Genomic DNA, 16213 nt, shown 5'->3' on the forward strand with positions numbered 1-16213 from the left:
CCTCCGAGATGCGCAAAGGCTATCAGGCGCAGTGCATCAACTCGAAGGAAAATTGCTCAGCGATTGCGCCAATAAAGGCGTGACGATTAATCCTGATTAACGCGTGCTTCAGCCGGTCTGATTAGCCCGAAACAGTTGCGAACCACACTCGCAGCACGCACGCACGCCGCCGGGCTGAAAATCCGCAGGAACCCCGCACATTGCACAACACAGCGGCTGCCGGCGCCGGGTGAAGGTTTTGCTGCGCAGCTCGACTTTACCCAGAGGTTTGCCAGCCAGCCCGTTGAGCCGCGATTTGCGCAGCGGCAAATGCTCAAGCATCGCCAACTCTTCGGCCGCCGCATGCCAGCCGCGCAACCAATTGAGGTCGTGATCCATGTACGCCTTGATCAGCTCCACCTCGGAGGGCGACAGGCCACGCAATTCCAGTTCATCGGGCGGCTCGGCCCGATGACCACGCAATGAATGCGCCTCGTCCAACGCCAGTTCAAGGCGCTGCAATAGCCGCTCATAGAGCCCGCCGCGCGCCTCGGTCTGTCGCAGTCCTGCCATTGGGTCACCTCATCATGAGCTAAACGTCTAAGTCCTAATCCAAGCTTAGCGCTCACCCTGCTGGCAGGTAGATGCTGCGACCAACGGCGGATTTCCGGATGTGACAGCGGCCCTTTGAGCAATCAGGTTTCCCACTATTGCGAGGGGTCATGTATGCTACGTCGTTTCCTGAACGAGTGATGTAATAGCGCCGTGCGCAACGGCCGTGTGAGGGTGCAACCGGCAAACCGCAGATCCGCTCTGCCAAATAGCCAGCTTGTCACAATCTCGCGGGGGCCGATCCGCCACAACTGCCTTTATGTCGCCCGTTAAAGCCCTCATTCCATAGCGCAAGTAGCCATGCACGAACAGTATCAGCCACGCGAAATCGAAGCCGCCGCGCAATCCCAGTGGGACGCGCAGAAATCCTTTGTAGTGAGTGAACAGCCAGGCAAGGAAACATTCTATTGCCTGTCGATGTTCCCCTACCCGAGCGGCAAGTTGCACATGGGCCACGTGCGCAACTACACCATCGGTGACGTGATTGCCCGCTACCAGCGTATGCAGGGCAAGAACGTACTGCAGCCGATGGGCTGGGACGCCTTTGGCATGCCGGCGGAAAACGCCGCCATGAAGAACAAGGTCGCGCCAGCCAAGTGGACCTACGAAAACATCGATTACATGAAGACCCAGCTCAAGAGCCTGGGCCTGGCCATCGACTGGTCGCGTGAAGTCACCACCTGCAAGCCTGACTACTACCGTTGGGAGCAGTGGCTGTTCACCCGCCTGTTCGAAAAAGGCGTGATCTACCGTAAGAACGGCAGCGTGAACTGGGACCCGGTCGACCAGACCGTTCTGGCGAACGAGCAGGTTATCGACGGTCGCGGCTGGCGCAGTGGCGCGCTGATCGAGAAGCGCGAAATCCCGATGTACTACTTCAAGATCACCGCTTATGCGGATGAACTCTTGACCAGTCTTGATGAACTGGATGGCTGGCCTGAGCAGGTCAAGACCATGCAGCGCAACTGGATCGGCAAATCGCGCGGCATGGAAGTCTGCTTCCCGTACGATACTGCCAGCATCGGCAGCAGCGGCGAGCTGAAAGTCTTCACCACCCGCCCGGACACCTTGATGGGCGCAACCTATGTTGCCGTTGCGGCCGAGCACCCGCTCGCCACTCAGGCGGCGCAGGGCAACCCGGAACTGCAGGCGTTCATTGATGAATGCAAGCGTGGCGGCGTAGCTGAAGCTGACATCGCCACTCAGGAAAAGAAAGGCATGCCGACTGCCTTGCTGGTCGAGCATCCGCTGACTGGCGAGAAGCTGCCGGTGTGGGTCGCCAACTACGTGCTCATGCATTACGGCGACGGCGCGGTGATGGCGGTACCGGCTCACGACGAGCGCGATTTCGAGTTCGCCACCAAGTACAACCTGCCGATCAAGGCAGTGGTTCGTACCAGCGCCGGTGACGAAACCGTAGCCCCGTGGCAAGAAGCCTATGGCGAGCACGGCGAGCTGATCAATTCCGGTGATTTCAACGGCCTCGACTTCGCTGGCGCTTTCGACGCCATCGAAGTGGCTCTGTTGAAAAAGAACCTGGGCAAATCCCGCACCCAGTTCCGCCTGCGTGACTGGGGCATCAGCCGTCAGCGTTACTGGGGTTGCCCGATCCCGATCGTACACTGCGATGCTTGCGGTGACGTACCGGTGCCGGAAGACCAGTTGCCTGTCGTACTGCCTGAAGATGTAGTGCCGGACGGTGCAGGTTCGCCATTGGCGCGCATGCCTGAATTCTACGAGTGCAGCTGCCCGAAATGCGGCGCACCGGCCAAGCGCGAAACCGACACCATGGACACTTTCGTCGAGTCGTCCTGGTACTTCGCCCGCTACGCCTCGCCAAACTACACCGGCGGCATGGTTGATCCGGCTGCAGCCAATCACTGGTTGCCGGTTGACCAGTACATCGGCGGCATCGAACACGCCATTTTGCACCTGCTGTATGCGCGCTTCTTCCACAAGCTGATGCGTGACGAAGGCCTGCTCAACTCCAACGAGCCGTTCAAGAACCTGCTGACTCAGGGCATGGTTGTCGCGGACACCTACTACCGCACCACCGATAACGGCGGCAAAGACTGGTTCAACCCGGCCGACGTCGAAATCGAGCGTGACGGCAAGGGCAAGGTCACTGCGGCCAAGCTCAAGTCGGACGGCCTGCCGGTTGAAATCGGCGGCACCGAGAAGATGTCCAAGTCGAAGAACAACGGCGTCGACCCGCAAGCCATGATTGACCAGTACGGCGCGGATACCTGCCGTCTGTTCATGATGTTTGCATCGCCACCCGACATGAGCCTCGAATGGTCCGACTCGGGCGTTGAAGGTGCGAACCGCTTCCTGCGCCGTGTCTGGCGTCTGGCTCAGGCCCACGTCAGTGCCGGTCTGCCGGGCGCCAAGTTGCAAGGTGAGCTGAGCGATGCACAGAAAGAAGTGCGCCGCGCCATTCACCTGGCCATCAAACAAGCGACTCAGGACATTGGCCAGCATCACAAATTCAACACGGCGATTGCTGCTGTTATGACGCTGATGAACGTGCTGGAGAAAGCGCCTAACAGCGCCGATCAGGACCGTGCGCTGATGCAGGAAGGTATTGAAACAGTAGCCCTGCTGCTGGCACCGATCACCCCGCACATCAGCCATGAGCTGTGGCAGCAACTGGGCCACGAAGGCGCCGCCATCGACGCACAATGGCCGCTGCTTGATGAATCAGCGCTGGTGCAAGACACCCTGACGCTGGTGATTCAGGTGAACGGCAAGCTGCGCGGGCAAATTGAAATGCCGGCCTCGGCCAGCCGCGAAGAGATCGAAGCACAAGCACGTGCCAATGAAGGCGTGCTGCGCTTTACCGAAGGCCTGAGCATCCGCAAAGTGATTGTGGTGCCAGGTAAACTGGTCAATATTGTCGCCAACTGATAAAGCTTGGCGCGCATTTCAACACGCGCGCCAAGCAGCTTGTTTAGGGGATACAAAGATGCTGAAACGGAACCTGTTGGTCATTGGCTTGAGCACCCTCCTCGGCGCCTGCGGCTTTCAACTGCGCGGCACGGGTGTGGAGCACTATGCGCTTGACGAACTTAATGTCACCGCGCGCAATGCCTACGGCCCGCTGGCCAAAGATGTTGAGGAAATGCTCGAGAATAACGGCGTCAAGGTTCACGCGAGTGCGCCCTACACGCTGGTGTTGGCCAATGAGCGCGAATCACAGCGCACTGCCAGCTACACAAGCTCTGCGCGCAGCGCCGAAATCCAGCTGACCAGTGCGCTCGATTACGAGATCCGCGGCAGCAATGATCTGCTGCTGATGAACAACCAGCTCGAAGTCCAAAGCTACTTCGTGCAGGACGGCAACAACCTGGCCGGCTCCGATCAGGAATCCAGCCAGCAGCGCGAAGAAATGCGCCGTGATCTGGTCCGCCAGTTGTCACAACGCCTGCAGCAAATCACCCCAGCCGAACTGGATCAGTTGCAGCAAACCGCACAAGCCAACGCTGAGGCCGAAGCACAAGCACTCGAAGCCTCCAAGCAGAAGCGCGCCGCACAGCCGCAACAGTCGCCAATCGAACTCAATGTGCCTGCAACCGCACCTTGAGGCGTGAGCCCTGATCGCAGATGAAACTGGCCCCGGCACAACTCGGCAAACACCTACAGGGCAACCTTGCACCTGTTTACGTAGTCAGCGGCGATGAGCCGCTGCTCTGCCAGGAAGCCTGCGACGCTATTCGCGCGGCAACGCGCGAGCAAGACTTCAGTGAGCGCCAGGTATTCAATGCCGAGGCCAATTACGATTGGGGCAACTTGTTGCAGGCGGGCGCCAGCCTGTCGCTGTTTGCAGAGAAACGTCTGCTCGAACTGCGAATCCCCAACGGTAAACCCAGCGATAAAGGTGCAGCGCTGCTTGAGTATCTGGCCCGCCCCGCTGAAGACACCGTGCTGCTGATCAGCCTGCCCAAGCTCGATGGCAATACCCAGAAAAGCAAATGGGCCAAGGCGCTGATCGACGGCAAGGATGTGCAGTTCATGCAGATCTGGCCGGTAGACAGCAACCAACTGGCTTCATGGATTCGCCAGCGCATGGCCCAAGCCGGGCTTAGCGCGACTCAGGAAGCGGTAGAGATGATTGCCGTGCGCGTCGAGGGCAATCTGCTCGCCGCCGCTCAGGAAATCGAAAAGCTAAAACTGCTGGCTGAAGGCGATCAGGTCGATGCCAGCACCGTGCACGCGGCGGTTGCCGACAGTGCGCGTTTCGACGTATTCGGCCTTATCGACGCGGTGCTCAACGGCGAAGCCGCACATGCGCTGCGCATGCTCGAAGGCCTGCGCGGAGAAGGTGTCGAGCCGCCGGTGATCCTCTGGGCACTGGCCCGCGAATTACGTGTGCTGGCGACCATTGCGCATCAGCACAGCCATCAGAATATCCCGCTCGACAAAGCGTTCAGCTCGGCACGCCCACCCGTTTGGGACAAACGTCGCCCACTGGTTAGCAAGGCCTTGCAGCGCCACAGCGCCGAGCGTCTGGCTGGCATGCTGCAAGATGCTCAGCGCATTGATGCGCAAATCAAAGGCCAGGCTGCTGGCGATGCGTGGAGCGGGCTCAGCCTGCTGACACTCAGCCTGTGCGGCAAACGCCTGAGCATCAGTGGCGCCACAGCCTTCTGAAATTGGCCCAACACCAGCGCCACTCCCTTATCTCTGGACAATAATTGAACAGTCGCGCATTATTCGCAGCTGTTCGATCCAGCCGTATGAGGACAATCATGGCTAAGAAAACCAGTAATGGCCGTCACCGCGCCAAATCAATCATCGCCCAGCCACTGTTTCGCAGCCAGCAGCAGAAACCGAAAAAAGGCAAAGGCAGTTACCAACGCGAAGCCTCCCAGCAAAACTGGGAGGCTTCATTCGTTATGGCTGCTTGAAATACCCGCTACAGACCGCATGCAGACGCATTCGTGATATCGTAGCTGCTCGCAAAACGTGCTGAGATCGCTATGCCAAATCTGTTTTTCCGTGGCCTGAGCCACACTGCAATAGTGAGCACAATGCTGCTCTTGGGCGCATGCTCCGAGGCCCCGGCTCAACCGCTGGCGGCATCGACTGGCGTGCAGCAGGAGAAAACGACTGCCAGCCCGACTATCACTCGTGCTGAAGAACCCACACCGCAATTGAGCTTCAGCGAGTGGCGCGATCTGCTGCGCAGTGATGCGATGGCCGCTGGTGTTTCCCCGCAGGTATTCGACCGCGCCTTTGCCGGCATTACCCCGAACCCATCGGTTATCAGAGCCGACAGCAGCCAACCGGAATTCTCCCGTCCTGTGTGGGAATACATCGAAGGTGCGGTGTCATCACAGCGCGTCGATCAGGGCCGTAGCTTGCTGGCCAAAGAACGCCTGACCCTCGACAAGATCGAGCAGCGTTATCAGGTTAACCGTGAAACGCTGGTTGCAATCTGGGGCATGGAGAGCAACTTCGGCGGCAATATTGGCAACTTCAATGTGGTGCGCTCATTGGCGACCCTCGCCTATGAAGGCCGCCGCCAGGTGTTCTGGCGTAGCCAGTTGCTGGCCGTGTTGCAGATTCTCCAACATGGCGATGTCAGCCCGGAGAAACTCGTCGGCTCATGGGCCGGCGCGATGGGCCAGACCCAGTTCATGCCAACAACCTACAACGAACATGCCGTCGACTTTGATGGCGACGGCAAACGCGACGTCTGGTATTCCTCGGCAGATGCTCTGGGTTCCGCTGCCCATTACCTGCAACAGTCCGGCTGGAAATTCAATCAACCCTGGGGCTTTGAAGTTCGCCTGCCGAGCGAGTTCGACTATTCGCATGCAGCGCCAGAAGTCAGCCGAACCCTGAGCCAGTGGCAAACCCTTGGCGTACGCCCGGCGTTCGGCAGCATGCCGAGCGTAAACGCTGATGCCAAAGCCTCCTTGCTGTTACCGGCTGGCCATCGCGGCCCGGCATTTCTGGTGTTCAGCAACTTCCGCAGTATTTTGCGTTACAACAACTCGACCTCATACGCCTTGGCGATTGGCCTGCTCAGCGACGCCCTGCGCGGCGCACCGGGCATTCGCGCCACTTGGCCAAAGGATGACCGCCAACTCGGCCGCCACGAGCGTATAGAGCTGCAAGAGCTGCTGGCGCGCAAGGGCTTCGAGCCGGGCAAGGCCGATGGCATTATCGGTGCCAACACCCGCAAGGCCGTGCGTGAGTTCCAACAACAGCAAGGCGAGCCCGCCGATGGCTATCCGAGCTTCGAGCTGCTGCAACAATTGCGCAAGTAACCAACAGCCTGACGGATAAGCCTCTGGTTTATCCGTCATTGCGCAGCGCACTTTAACCCTGTCCTGCGCTGAATCACTGCCACAAAAAAGGCGACCCGCAGGTCGCCTTTTTTGTGGGGCTAAGAACGCTCTGATCAAATCAAAGACGTTTTCTTGGCCTCTTTAGCTTCGTGCGCTTGCTGATCCGCATGATACGAAGAACGCACCAGCGGGCCCGAGGCGACGTTCTTGAAGCCCATCTTCAGGCCTTCTTCGGCAAACCAGGCAAATACGTCCGGGTGCACAAAGCGCTGCACCGGCAAGTGGTTGCGCGAAGGTTGCAGGTACTGGCCGAGGGTCAGCATATCGACGTCGTGTTCGCGCATGCGCTTCATGACTTCAATAACTTCTTCATCGGTCTCGCCCAGGCCGAGCATCAGGCCCGATTTGGTTGGTACGCCAGGAACCAGTTCCTTGAACTTCTGCAGCAGGTCCAGCGACCACTCGAAGTCCGAACCCGGACGCGCAGCTTTGTACAGGCGCGGTACGGTTTCAAGGTTGTGGTTGAACACATCTGGCGGCTCGTTGGCGGTAATCGCCAGCGCGACGTCCATACGGCCACGGTAGTCGGGAACCAGTGTTTCAAGCTGCACGTTTGGCGACAGCTTGCGGATTTCACGCAGGCAATCCACGAAGTGCTGAGCACCGCCGTCACGCAGGTCGTCACGGTCTACCGAAGTGATAACCACGTATTTGAGCTTGAGGTCGGCAATCGCCACCGCGAGGTTCTTCGGCTCATCAACATCCAATGGCTTCGGACGGCCATGGCCGACGTCGCAGAACGGGCAGCGACGGGTGCAGATGTCACCCATGATCATGAATGTCGCGGTACCGCCCGAGAAGCATTCGCCGAGGTTCGGGCAGGAAGCTTCCTCGCAGACGCTGTGCAGCTTGTGCTTGCGCAGCAGTTGCTTGATACGGTCGACTTCCGGCGAAACCGGAATGCGTACACGAATCCAGTCAGGTTTTTTCGGCAGTTCATCAGTCGGGATGATCTTTACCGGAATGCGCGCCATTTTCTCTGCGCCGCGCAGCTTTACACCTACCTCAACCTTGGCCGGTTTGCCGGCTGTTTCCACAGTGCTCATCAGTCAATTCCGCCCGCGAGGGTCTTCTGTTCTGCGTAGTCGAGGTGTTTGACGAGCTGGTCACGCAGCCGGGCACTAACCTCGGAGAATTCTATTGGTGTGTCGACACAGTCTTTCAACTGGGTCATCGCAAGCCCGGCATAACCGCAGGGGTTTATGCGCTGGAAAGGCTGCAGATCCATGTCGACATTCAGGGCCAGGCCATGAAACGAGCGACCGTTACGGATACGCAAGCCGAGGGATGCGATCTTCGCGCCGTCGACATAAACGCCAGGCGCATCTGGCTTTGCATAAGCCGTGACATTGTAACTGGCCAGCGTCTCTATCAGGCTTTGCTCGATACGGCTAACTAACTGGCGTACGCCCATGGTCGAGCGGCGCACATCCAGCATCAGGTAAGCCACCAGCTGGCCGGGGCCATGATAGGTTACCTGGCCACCCCGGTCGACCTGAACCACCGGAATGTCACCCGGAAACAGGACATGTTCGGCTTTACCCGCCTGGCCTTGGGTGAACACGGCATTGTGTTGCAACAACCAGATTTCGTCTGTCGTATCCGCGCTGCGGGTGTCCGTGAAGTGCTGCATGGCGTGCCACACAGGTTCATAGTCGAGAAGCCCCAGCTCGCGAAATCCGACCTGGCTCATCACAACACCATGTGTACGCGGCCCGTCGCACGCAGGTCGACATGAATCGCCTGCAGTTGCTCAACGCCGGTCGCGGTGATCAGTACCTGCACAGAAATAAAGCGACCGTTGCGGCTGTCGCGCATCACGGCAGTGCTGGTATCAAAGTCAGGCGCGTGGCGCTGAACCACCTCAATAATCAGATCCAGGAATCCGTCGCCAGCATCACCGATCACTTTGATCGGATAACGCTCGCAGGGAAATTCGATTTTAGGCGCAGCAGTTTCAGTATCAGTCATGGCATCCAGAGGCTTGTGGCCCGTCCAGAGATGCGCGCACCGTGTAGGCGCGCGCACGCTAATATCAGTTGAACAATCCGTAGAAGAATAGACGAATGCTATCCCACACACGGCGGAAGAAGCCACCTTCGTCGACAGCTTCCAGCGCGACCAGATCTGCGCTGTGGACAACCTTGTCACCTTGTTTGACTTCAACTTTACCGATCACGTCACCTTGAGCGATAGGCGCCATGAGCTGCGGGTTGACCGTCATGCTGGCCTGCAGTTGGTCAAGCTGACCTTTTGGCAGGGTCAGGGTCAGGTCTTTGGCCAGGCCGGCTTTGATTTGACGCGCATTGCCTTTCCAGACGTCAGCTGCGGTCAGCTCAGCACCCTTCTTGTAGAACGTGCGGGTTTCGAAGAAGCGGAAACCGTAAGTCAGCAGCTTCTGTGTTTCGGCAGCGCGAGCTTGTTCGCTGTTGGTACCGAATACCACGGCGATCAGGCGCATGCCATCACGTACAGCAGAGGCAACCAGGCAGTAGCCGGCTTCTTCGGTGTGGCCGGTTTTCAGGCCATCAACGGTTTTGTCGCGCCACAGCAGCAGGTTGCGGTTCGGCTGCTTGATGTTGTTCCAGAGAAACTCTTTCTGCGAGTAAATCTCGTAGTGCGCCGGGTCTTCGTAAATGATCGCGCGAGCCAGACGGGCCATGTCGTGCGCCGACGAGTAGTGGTCCGGGTTAGGCAGACCTGTCGCGTTCATGAAGTGACTTTCGGTCATGCCCAGGGTTTTCGCGGTGTTGTTCATCATGTCGGCGAATGCGTCTTCGCTGCCGGCAATGTGCTCGGCCACGGCAACGCTGGCGTCGTTACCCGACTGGATGATGATGCCGTGCAGCAGGTCTTTCAGGGCAACCTGAGTGTTGACCTTGACGAACATCCGCGAGCCGCCAGTGCGCCAGGCGTGCTCACTGATGGTGACCGGGTCTTCTTCGCTGATCTGACCCTTGTTGATTTCCAGCGTCGCAATGTACGCGGTCATCAGCTTGGTCAGGCTGGCAGGCGGCAGGCGCTGATCACCCTGGTTCTCGACCAGAACCTGACCGCTCTCGGCGTCCATCAGGACATAAGACTTGGCGGCCAATTGCGGAGACGCCGGAATGGCCATCTGGGCAGCCCAGACAGCTGGCGTGGTAAGCAGCAGGAGTGACAACAGGGCGCGGTGGGTAAAACGGGTGATATTCATCTGTCTCTCAAGGTTGCTGATGGTCGAACTGGCCCGAATGGGCTGATTTGAGTAACGCTGCAGCGCAGAGTCTGCGCTGCACAGGTCTTGCTTAGTCAGGCGAGCAGGCAATTAGTGCCCCGCCGCTACTCCGGCTTAACCAACCGGGGCTGGCCCAGGTTTGCTAAACGAATACTGTCCTGCATTTGTTCAGCCTCGCCCGGGCTGCTGATCGGCCCCAGGCGTACGCGGTGCAGTATCTTCTGGTTTTGCACCACTGAGCTGATAAACACGGGCGCAGCCACTGTTGTGCTCAGCTTGTCCTTGAGTAGCTCCGCAGCGTCCGGATTGGCGAAGGCTCCCACTTGGAGATACAGGCCAGAGGCTGCGACTGAAGCGTTTTTTTTTGAGTCAATCTCGACCGGGAGCGTGGCGGCAGCATGCTGGGTTACCGGCGGCGAGTATTGCTCGATCGGCTCGACAGACACCTGAGCAATGGTCTTCGGCGTCGAGGGCTGAGTCGGCAGCGCCATCATCGACGGCGCACGTTTACCCTGCTGAGCCCACCATTTTTCCGGGTCGATGCCTTCAACCTTGACCTGCGCAGTGCCTTTTTCGGCATAGCCGAGCTTTTTCGCGGCGGCAAACGACAAGTCGATAATCCGGTCTGAGTAGAACGGGCCGCGGTCGTTGACCCGCACGATCACACTCTTGCCGTTTTCAAGATTGGTGACGCGCACGTAACTCGGCAGCGGCAAAGTTTTATGCGCCGCACTCATGGCGTACAAGTCGTAGGTTTCGCCGTTGGCGGTCGCCTGGCCGTGGAACTTGGTGCCGTACCAGGAAGCGGGGCCGACTGCCTTGTATGACGTCGAGTCGCTTAACGGGAAGTACTTCTTGCCGAATACCGTGTAGGGGCTGGCTTTGTAGGCACCGTTATGAACGGTGGGGACAGCATCCTGAATACGCGAGATGTCGACATCCCACCAAGGCGCGCCGTCACGATGCGGGCGATTGTAGTCGCTCGGCCCGGACAACCCGCCGCCACTCGATACACTTGGCGCAGTGGGCTGCGGTGCACGGCTGGAAGTACAACTCGCGACCAGCAATGTGGTCACCGCGAACGCCGCAAGCTTGTACCGACGTTGAGACATCAGTTGCCCCCCTTGGCTTCCACCAGCAGCTCTGCCAACTGGTTGACGGCCATTGCATACATCACGCTGCGGTTATAGCGCGTAATAACATAGAAATTCGGCAAACCCATCCAGTACTCATCCCCTGCAGCACCTTCAAGGCGGAAAGCCGTTACCGGCAATTCGTCGTCCAGCTTATCAGCGCTGGTCCATCCAAGGCTACGCAGTTCTGCAACATTCATCACCGGGTCGAGTGCCGGGGTCAGGCCCTGGTCGACTTTATCACCGCTGACACTGGCTTTGCTGGCAACTGCCTCGCCCGCCAACCAGCCGTGCTGCTTGAAGTAACTGGCAACGCTGCCGATGGCATCGTCCGGATCGGTCCAGATATTGATATGGCCGTCACCGTCAAAGTCGACCGCGTAGGCGCGAAAGCTGCTCGGCATAAACTGCGGCAAGCCCATTGCGCCGGCGTACGAGCCTTTCAGGGTCAGCGGATCGACCTGCTCTTCACGCGCCAGCATGAGGAACTCGCGCAATTCCTTGCGGAAGAACGGCGCACGCGCCGGGTAATCGAATGCCAGCGTCGACAAGGCGTCCATCACGCGGTAGTTGCCGGTGTTGCCGCCGTAGAAGGTCTCGACGCCAATAATCGCGACAATAAACTGCGCAGGCACGCCGTAAGTCTGCTCGGCACGGGTCAGCGCTGCTTCGTGCTGACGCCAGAAATCCACACCACGGGCGATCCGCGAGTCGGTGATGAAGATCGGCCGGTACTCTTTCCACGGCTTTACCCGCTCGGCAGGCCGCGAGATCGCATCAATGATTGATTGCTTGCGATTGACCTGGGCAAACAGCGCCGTCAGTTGCTTGTTGGAAAATCCGTAATCGCGCGCCATCTCCGTGATGAACCCATCCACTTCGGGGGTTCCCTGGTAGTCCGCAGCAGCAACTTGCTGAGCCATACCAAACGCACCAACCAAACCTAGCCAATGCGCATGCTTAACAGCCCAGCGACGCAGTATTTGCATTAAATTATTAACCCCAATTAAACCTGTGCAATCCACTTACGGTGGGTGTGGATCGACATCAAAACCCCAAAACCTGACAACAACGTGATCAGCGAAGTCCCGCCATAGCTGATAAATGGCAATGGCACCCCCACCACAGGTAACAACCCGCTCACCATCCCGATGTTGACGAATACGTAGACGAAGAACGTCATTGTCCAAGCGCCGGCCATGAGCTTACCGAACAGCGTCTGCGCTTGCACGGTAATCACCAGCCCGCGGCAGATTAATAAGAGATAAACCAGTAACAACAAGCAAACGCCGACCAAACCGAACTCTTCGGCAAGCACCGCAATAATAAAGTCGGTATGGCTTTCCGGCAAAAAATCCAGATGCGACTGCGTACCCATCAACCAGCCTTTGCCCAGCACTCCGCCGGAACCAATCGCCGCTTTTGACTGAATGATGTTCCAGCCGCTGCCCAGCGGATCGCTCTCGGGATTGAGGAAGGTCAGTACACGCTGCTTCTGATACTGATGCAGCACAAAGAACCACATGGCCACCGCCACCGGTACCAGCGCCGCGGCTGCGCCGAGAATCCAGCGCCATTGCAGGCCCGCCATAAACATCACGAAGGCGCCGGAAGTGACCACCAGCAGCGAGGTGCCGAGATCCGGCTGAACCAGAATCAACACCACCGGGACACCGATTAACATCAAACACACAAAAATATGTTTGAGACTCGGCGGCAGGCTGCGTTTAGACAAATACCAAGCCATGGTCGCCGGCATGATGATTTTCATGAACTCGGACGGCTGGAAGCGAATAACCCCGGGAATATTGATCCAGCGCGTGGCGCCCATGGCGTTATGACCCATGACATCCACCACGAACAGCAACGCCACGCCGCCGACGTAGGCCAGTGGCACCCAGCGCGCCATGAAGCGCGGCTCGATCTGGGCAATGATCACCATCGCCACCAGACCGATACCGAATGACGACGCTTGTTTCATCAGCAGATCAATGTTCTTGCCGCTGGCGGAATACAGAATGAACAAGCTACCCGTGGCCAGGATCAGCAACAGCAATAGCAGGATCCCGTCCAGGTGCATGCGCTGCAGCAGGCTCGCGCGGCGGCGCAGAACGTCTTCATCGGACAGGGTACGATCGAAACCATTACTCATTTTTGGTCTGCGCCTCTACCGCGGGAGCTGCAACTTGCGGCGCATATTCCGCCTTGAGCTGGCCGTTTTCATCCAGCAGCCAGGCGTCCATCACCTCTTTCATGACCGGCGCGGCAACACCCGAGCCAGATTCACCGTTCTCAACCATTACAGCCACGGCGATTTCCGGGTCACTTGCCGGCGCAAAACCGACGAACAAGGCGTGGTCACGGTGACGCTCTCGCACCTTGCTGCGGTCGTATTTCTCACCCTGTTTGATCGCTACAACCTGCGCCGTACCGCTCTTACCGGCGATCCGGTACACCGAGGCAGCACCGATTTTACGTGCCGTGCCGCGTGCGCCGTTGACGACTTCTTCCATGCCATGACGCGCGTAATCCCAATATTTGGGGTCGCGCAGCACAATGTCTTCGACTGGATTTTCATCCACAGGCGGTACGTCGCCGACAGTTTTTGCCAGGTGTGGACGAATCCACTTGCCCTTGCTCGCCACCAGCGACACGGCCTGCGCCAACTGCAAAGGCGTTGTTTGCATGTAGCCCTGACCGATACCCAGAATCAGGGTTTCGCCCGGATACCAGGCTTGGCGATAGCGCGAGCGCTTCCAGTCTCGCGAAGGCATCAAGCCTGCCGTTTCTTCGAACATATCCAGTGAGACACGCTGACCCAGACCAAATTTGGTCATGTAATCATGCATGCGATCGATGCCCAGCTTGTGCGCCAAATCGTAAAAATACGTGTCATTGGAGCGCATCAGCGCAGTATCCATGTCCACCCAGCCGTCGCCGTAACGGTTCCAGTTACGGTATTTGTGGGTGTTATTCGGCAACTGATAGAAACCCGGATCGAAAACCCGTGAGTTCGGCGTCACCACGCCTGCATCGAGACCGGCAATGGCCATCATCGGCTTGATTGTCGAGCCTGGCGGATACAGCCCGCGCAGCACCCGGTTGAACAGCGGCCGGTCAATCGAGTCGCGCAGTTCTGCGTAAGCCTTGAAGCTGATCCCGGTCACGAACGGATTCGGATCGAAACTCGGCTGACTGACCATCGCCAGCACCTCGCCGGTCTTCGGCTGAATCGCCACAATCGCGCCACGACGCCCTCCGAGGGCCTTTTCCGCCGCGGCCTGGAGCTTGATATCGAGGGTCAGAACAATGTCTTCGCCCGGTTTTGGGTCGGTATGGTTGAGCACCCGCAAAACGCGGCCCCGCGCGTTGGTTTCGACTTCTTCGTAGCCGACCTCACCGTGCAACTGATCTTCATAGTAACGTTCGATACCGGTTTTACCGATGTGGTGAGTACCGCTGTACTGCACCGGATCGAGCTTTTTCAGTTCTGTTTCGTTAATCCGGCCGACATACCCCACCGAGTGAGCGAAGTGCTCGCCTTGCGGATAATGGCGCACCAACTGAGCCGATACATCCACGCCCGGTAACTGGAACTGGTTAATCGCAAGCCGTGCGATCTGCTCTTCGTTCAGCTCAAACAACACCGGCACCGGCTCAAACGGACGCCGCCCCTGACGCACGCGCTTCTCGAACAGCTCGCGGTCATCGGCCGTCAGCCCCAGCACGTCGACGATTACGTCGAGCACATGCTCCCAATCCCCGGCACGCTCACGTGTCAGGGTCAGGCTGAAACTGGGACGGTTATCGGCGATCAGAACGCCGTTGCGGTCATAGATCAGGCCGCGGTTAGGCGGGATCGGCTGAACATGCACACGGTTGTTTTCAGACAGCGTCGAGTGGTACTCGTACTGCACCACTTGCAAGTAATAGAGGCGGCTGATGAGCACCATGATCAGCGCCACAATCACTGCTCCACCGACCATCGCGCGCCGACGAATCAGGCGTGCGTCTTTTTCATGGTCCTTTAGGCGAATCGGTTGAGGCATCGGCGACTGCTGACTACTTGTGATAAGGGTGGCCGGACAACACTGTCCAAGCCCGGTAAACCTGTTCGCCAATCAGGATACGCACCAACGGGTGCGGCAAAGTCAGTGGCGACAACGACCAACGCTGCTCACTGCGCGCCTGAACTTCAGGCGCGAGCCCTTCCGGCCCACCGACCATCAGGTTGACTGTGCGCGAATCGAGTCGCCATTTGTCCAGCTCAACCGCCAACTGCTCGGTGCTCCATGGCCGACCTTCGACCTCAAGCGTAACGATGCGTTCACCCGGCTGAACCTTGGCCAGCATGGCTTCACCTTCCTGGCGAATCATGCGGGCCACATCAGCATTCTTGCTGCGGGTGGTAAGCGGGATCTCGATCAGGTCCAGCGACAGCTCGGCCGGCATACGCTTGGCGTACTCCTGCCAGCCGTCTTCGACCCAACGCGGCATCTTCGAGCCAACAGCGATCAATTTGATGCGCACAGCAGTCAGCCCTTACTCTTGGTCAGCGTCGTGCTCTGGCGCGTGCTGTGCACGGCTCTGCTCTGCACCTTGCCACAGACGCTCAAGGTCATAGAACTGACGGGCAGTCGGCAGCATTACGTGCACCACGATGTCGCCGAGGTCGAGCAGCGCCCACTCACCGGTGTCCAGACCTTCGCTACCGATTGGACGAACGCCTTGTTCCTTGACCTTTTCCAGCACGTTGTCGACCAGCGACTTAACGTGACGGCTCGACGTACCGCTGGCGATGACCATGAAATCGGTGATGCTGGTCTTTTCGCGCACATCGATTGTGGTGATGTCTTGCGCCTTGATGTCTTCCAGCGCGGCAATGGCCAGTTTGACCAGTTCTTCGCTGCTGATAT

16 protein-coding genes are annotated in these 16213 nt (G+C 58.5%); 5 read left to right on the top strand and 11 right to left on the bottom strand.

Features of this window, described 5'->3' with window-relative positions; translation table 11 throughout:
- Positions 1 to 108: 108 nt before the first annotated feature.
- Positions 109 to 552 (bottom strand): hypothetical protein, encoded by a 444-nt coding sequence (locus PMYSY11_RS17100; RefSeq protein WP_150547540.1) that lies wholly within the window; start codon positions 550 to 552, stop codon positions 109 to 111.
- Positions 553 to 891: 339 nt separating this feature from the next.
- Here PMYSY11_RS17100 and leuS point away from each other — a divergent pair, with 339 nt between their 5' ends.
- The 5 genes from leuS to PMYSY11_RS17125 all read left to right on the top strand — a co-directional run bounded on the left by leuS (position 892) and on the right by PMYSY11_RS17125 (position 6866).
- Positions 892 to 3498, top strand: a complete 2607-nt coding sequence (leuS, locus tag PMYSY11_RS17105) for a leucine--tRNA ligase (protein ID WP_150547541.1) — start codon at positions 892 to 894, stop codon at positions 3496 to 3498.
- A gap of 58 nt (positions 3499 to 3556) precedes the next feature.
- Complete coding sequence (locus tag PMYSY11_RS17110; protein ID WP_069900757.1) at positions 3557 to 4174, top strand: LPS-assembly lipoprotein LptE; 618 nt, start codon at positions 3557 to 3559, stop codon at positions 4172 to 4174.
- Between the two features lie 20 nt (positions 4175 to 4194).
- Positions 4195 to 5241, top strand: coding sequence for a DNA polymerase III subunit delta (gene holA / locus PMYSY11_RS17115; RefSeq protein WP_150547542.1), 1047 nt, complete (start codon positions 4195 to 4197; stop codon positions 5239 to 5241).
- 98 nt (positions 5242 to 5339) lie between these two features.
- Positions 5340 to 5498, top strand: a complete 159-nt coding sequence (gene arfA / locus PMYSY11_RS17120) for an alternative ribosome rescue factor ArfA (RefSeq protein WP_069900755.1) — start codon at positions 5340 to 5342, stop codon at positions 5496 to 5498.
- Positions 5499 to 5570: 72 nt separating this feature from the next.
- On the top strand, positions 5571 to 6866 hold the full coding sequence (locus PMYSY11_RS17125) for a lytic murein transglycosylase (RefSeq protein WP_150547543.1): 1296 nt from the start codon (positions 5571 to 5573) through the stop codon (positions 6864 to 6866).
- A gap of 134 nt (positions 6867 to 7000) precedes the next feature.
- On the opposite strand, the gene lipA is transcribed toward PMYSY11_RS17125, so the two are convergent.
- From lipA to rsfS, 10 genes are all read right to left on the bottom strand, one after another.
- Complete coding sequence (lipA, locus tag PMYSY11_RS17130; RefSeq protein WP_069900753.1) at positions 7001 to 7993, bottom strand: lipoyl synthase; 993 nt, start codon at positions 7991 to 7993, stop codon at positions 7001 to 7003.
- Complete coding sequence (lipB, locus tag PMYSY11_RS17135) at positions 7993 to 8640, bottom strand: lipoyl(octanoyl) transferase LipB (RefSeq protein ID WP_069900752.1); 648 nt, start codon at positions 8638 to 8640, stop codon at positions 7993 to 7995. The genes lipA and lipB overlap by 1 nt, the downstream gene beginning before the upstream one ends.
- On the bottom strand, positions 8640 to 8918 hold the full coding sequence (locus PMYSY11_RS17140) for a DUF493 domain-containing protein (RefSeq protein ID WP_069900751.1): 279 nt from the start codon (positions 8916 to 8918) through the stop codon (positions 8640 to 8642). The genes lipB and PMYSY11_RS17140 overlap by 1 nt, the downstream gene beginning before the upstream one ends.
- A gap of 64 nt (positions 8919 to 8982) precedes the next feature.
- Positions 8983 to 10143, bottom strand: a complete 1161-nt coding sequence (locus PMYSY11_RS17145; RefSeq protein WP_069900750.1) for a D-alanyl-D-alanine carboxypeptidase family protein — start codon at positions 10141 to 10143, stop codon at positions 8983 to 8985.
- Positions 10144 to 10268: 125 nt separating this feature from the next.
- Positions 10269 to 11276: a septal ring lytic transglycosylase RlpA family protein gene (locus tag PMYSY11_RS17150; RefSeq protein WP_150547544.1), complete on the bottom strand. Its 1008-nt coding sequence runs from the start codon at positions 11274 to 11276 to the stop codon at positions 10269 to 10271.
- Entirely contained in the window at positions 11276 to 12286 is a 1011-nt protein-coding gene (gene mltB, locus PMYSY11_RS17155; protein ID WP_069900748.1) for a lytic murein transglycosylase B, read from the bottom strand. The genes PMYSY11_RS17150 and mltB overlap by 1 nt, the downstream gene beginning before the upstream one ends.
- A 17-nt stretch (positions 12287 to 12303) precedes the next feature.
- On the bottom strand, positions 12304 to 13407 hold the full coding sequence (gene rodA / locus PMYSY11_RS17160) for a rod shape-determining protein RodA (protein WP_170827776.1): 1104 nt from the start codon (positions 13405 to 13407) through the stop codon (positions 12304 to 12306).
- Positions 13408 to 13441: 34 nt separating this feature from the next.
- A complete protein-coding gene (mrdA, locus tag PMYSY11_RS17165; protein ID WP_150547545.1) occupies positions 13442 to 15346 on the bottom strand; it encodes a penicillin-binding protein 2 in 1905 nt (634 codons plus the stop codon).
- A gap of 13 nt (positions 15347 to 15359) precedes the next feature.
- A complete protein-coding gene (gene rlmH, locus PMYSY11_RS17170) occupies positions 15360 to 15827 on the bottom strand; it encodes a 23S rRNA (pseudouridine(1915)-N(3))-methyltransferase RlmH (RefSeq protein ID WP_069900745.1) in 468 nt (155 codons plus the stop codon).
- A 12-nt stretch (positions 15828 to 15839) separates the two neighbouring features.
- On the bottom strand, positions 15840 to 16211 hold the full coding sequence (rsfS, locus tag PMYSY11_RS17175; protein WP_069900789.1) for a ribosome silencing factor: 372 nt from the start codon (positions 16209 to 16211) through the stop codon (positions 15840 to 15842).
- Positions 16212 to 16213: the final 2 nt, after the last annotated feature.

It is taken from the genome of Pseudomonas marincola (assembly GCF_900682675.2).
Classification (GTDB): Bacteria; Pseudomonadota; Gammaproteobacteria; order Pseudomonadales; family Pseudomonadaceae; genus Aquipseudomonas; species Aquipseudomonas marincola.

Bases quoted from the DNA above. Each gene is read 5' to 3' on its own strand.
- PMYSY11_RS17100 (WP_150547540.1), bottom strand. From the start codon at position 552: ATGGCAGGACTGCGACAGACCGAGGCGCGCGGCGGGCTCTATGAGCGG.
- leuS (WP_150547541.1), top strand. From the start codon at position 892: ATGCACGAACAGTATCAGCCACGCGAAATCGAAGCCGCCGCGCAATCC.
- PMYSY11_RS17110 (WP_069900757.1), top strand. From the start codon at position 3,557: ATGCTGAAACGGAACCTGTTGGTCATTGGCTTGAGCACCCTCCTCGGC.
- holA (WP_150547542.1), top strand. From the start codon at position 4,195: ATGAAACTGGCCCCGGCACAACTCGGCAAACACCTACAGGGCAACCTT.
- arfA (WP_069900755.1), top strand. From the start codon at position 5,340: ATGGCTAAGAAAACCAGTAATGGCCGTCACCGCGCCAAATCAATCATC.
- PMYSY11_RS17125 (WP_150547543.1), top strand. From the start codon at position 5,571: ATGCCAAATCTGTTTTTCCGTGGCCTGAGCCACACTGCAATAGTGAGC.
- lipA (WP_069900753.1), bottom strand. From the start codon at position 7,993: ATGAGCACTGTGGAAACAGCCGGCAAACCGGCCAAGGTTGAGGTAGGT.
- lipB (WP_069900752.1), bottom strand. From the start codon at position 8,640: ATGAGCCAGGTCGGATTTCGCGAGCTGGGGCTTCTCGACTATGAACCT.
- PMYSY11_RS17140 (WP_069900751.1), bottom strand. From the start codon at position 8,918: ATGACTGATACTGAAACTGCTGCGCCTAAAATCGAATTTCCCTGCGAG.
- PMYSY11_RS17145 (WP_069900750.1), bottom strand. From the start codon at position 10,143: ATGAATATCACCCGTTTTACCCACCGCGCCCTGTTGTCACTCCTGCTG.
- PMYSY11_RS17150 (WP_150547544.1), bottom strand. From the start codon at position 11,276: ATGTCTCAACGTCGGTACAAGCTTGCGGCGTTCGCGGTGACCACATTG.
- mltB (WP_069900748.1), bottom strand. From the start codon at position 12,286: ATGCAAATACTGCGTCGCTGGGCTGTTAAGCATGCGCATTGGCTAGGT.
- mrdA (WP_150547545.1), bottom strand. From the start codon at position 15,346: ATGCCTCAACCGATTCGCCTAAAGGACCATGAAAAAGACGCACGCCTG.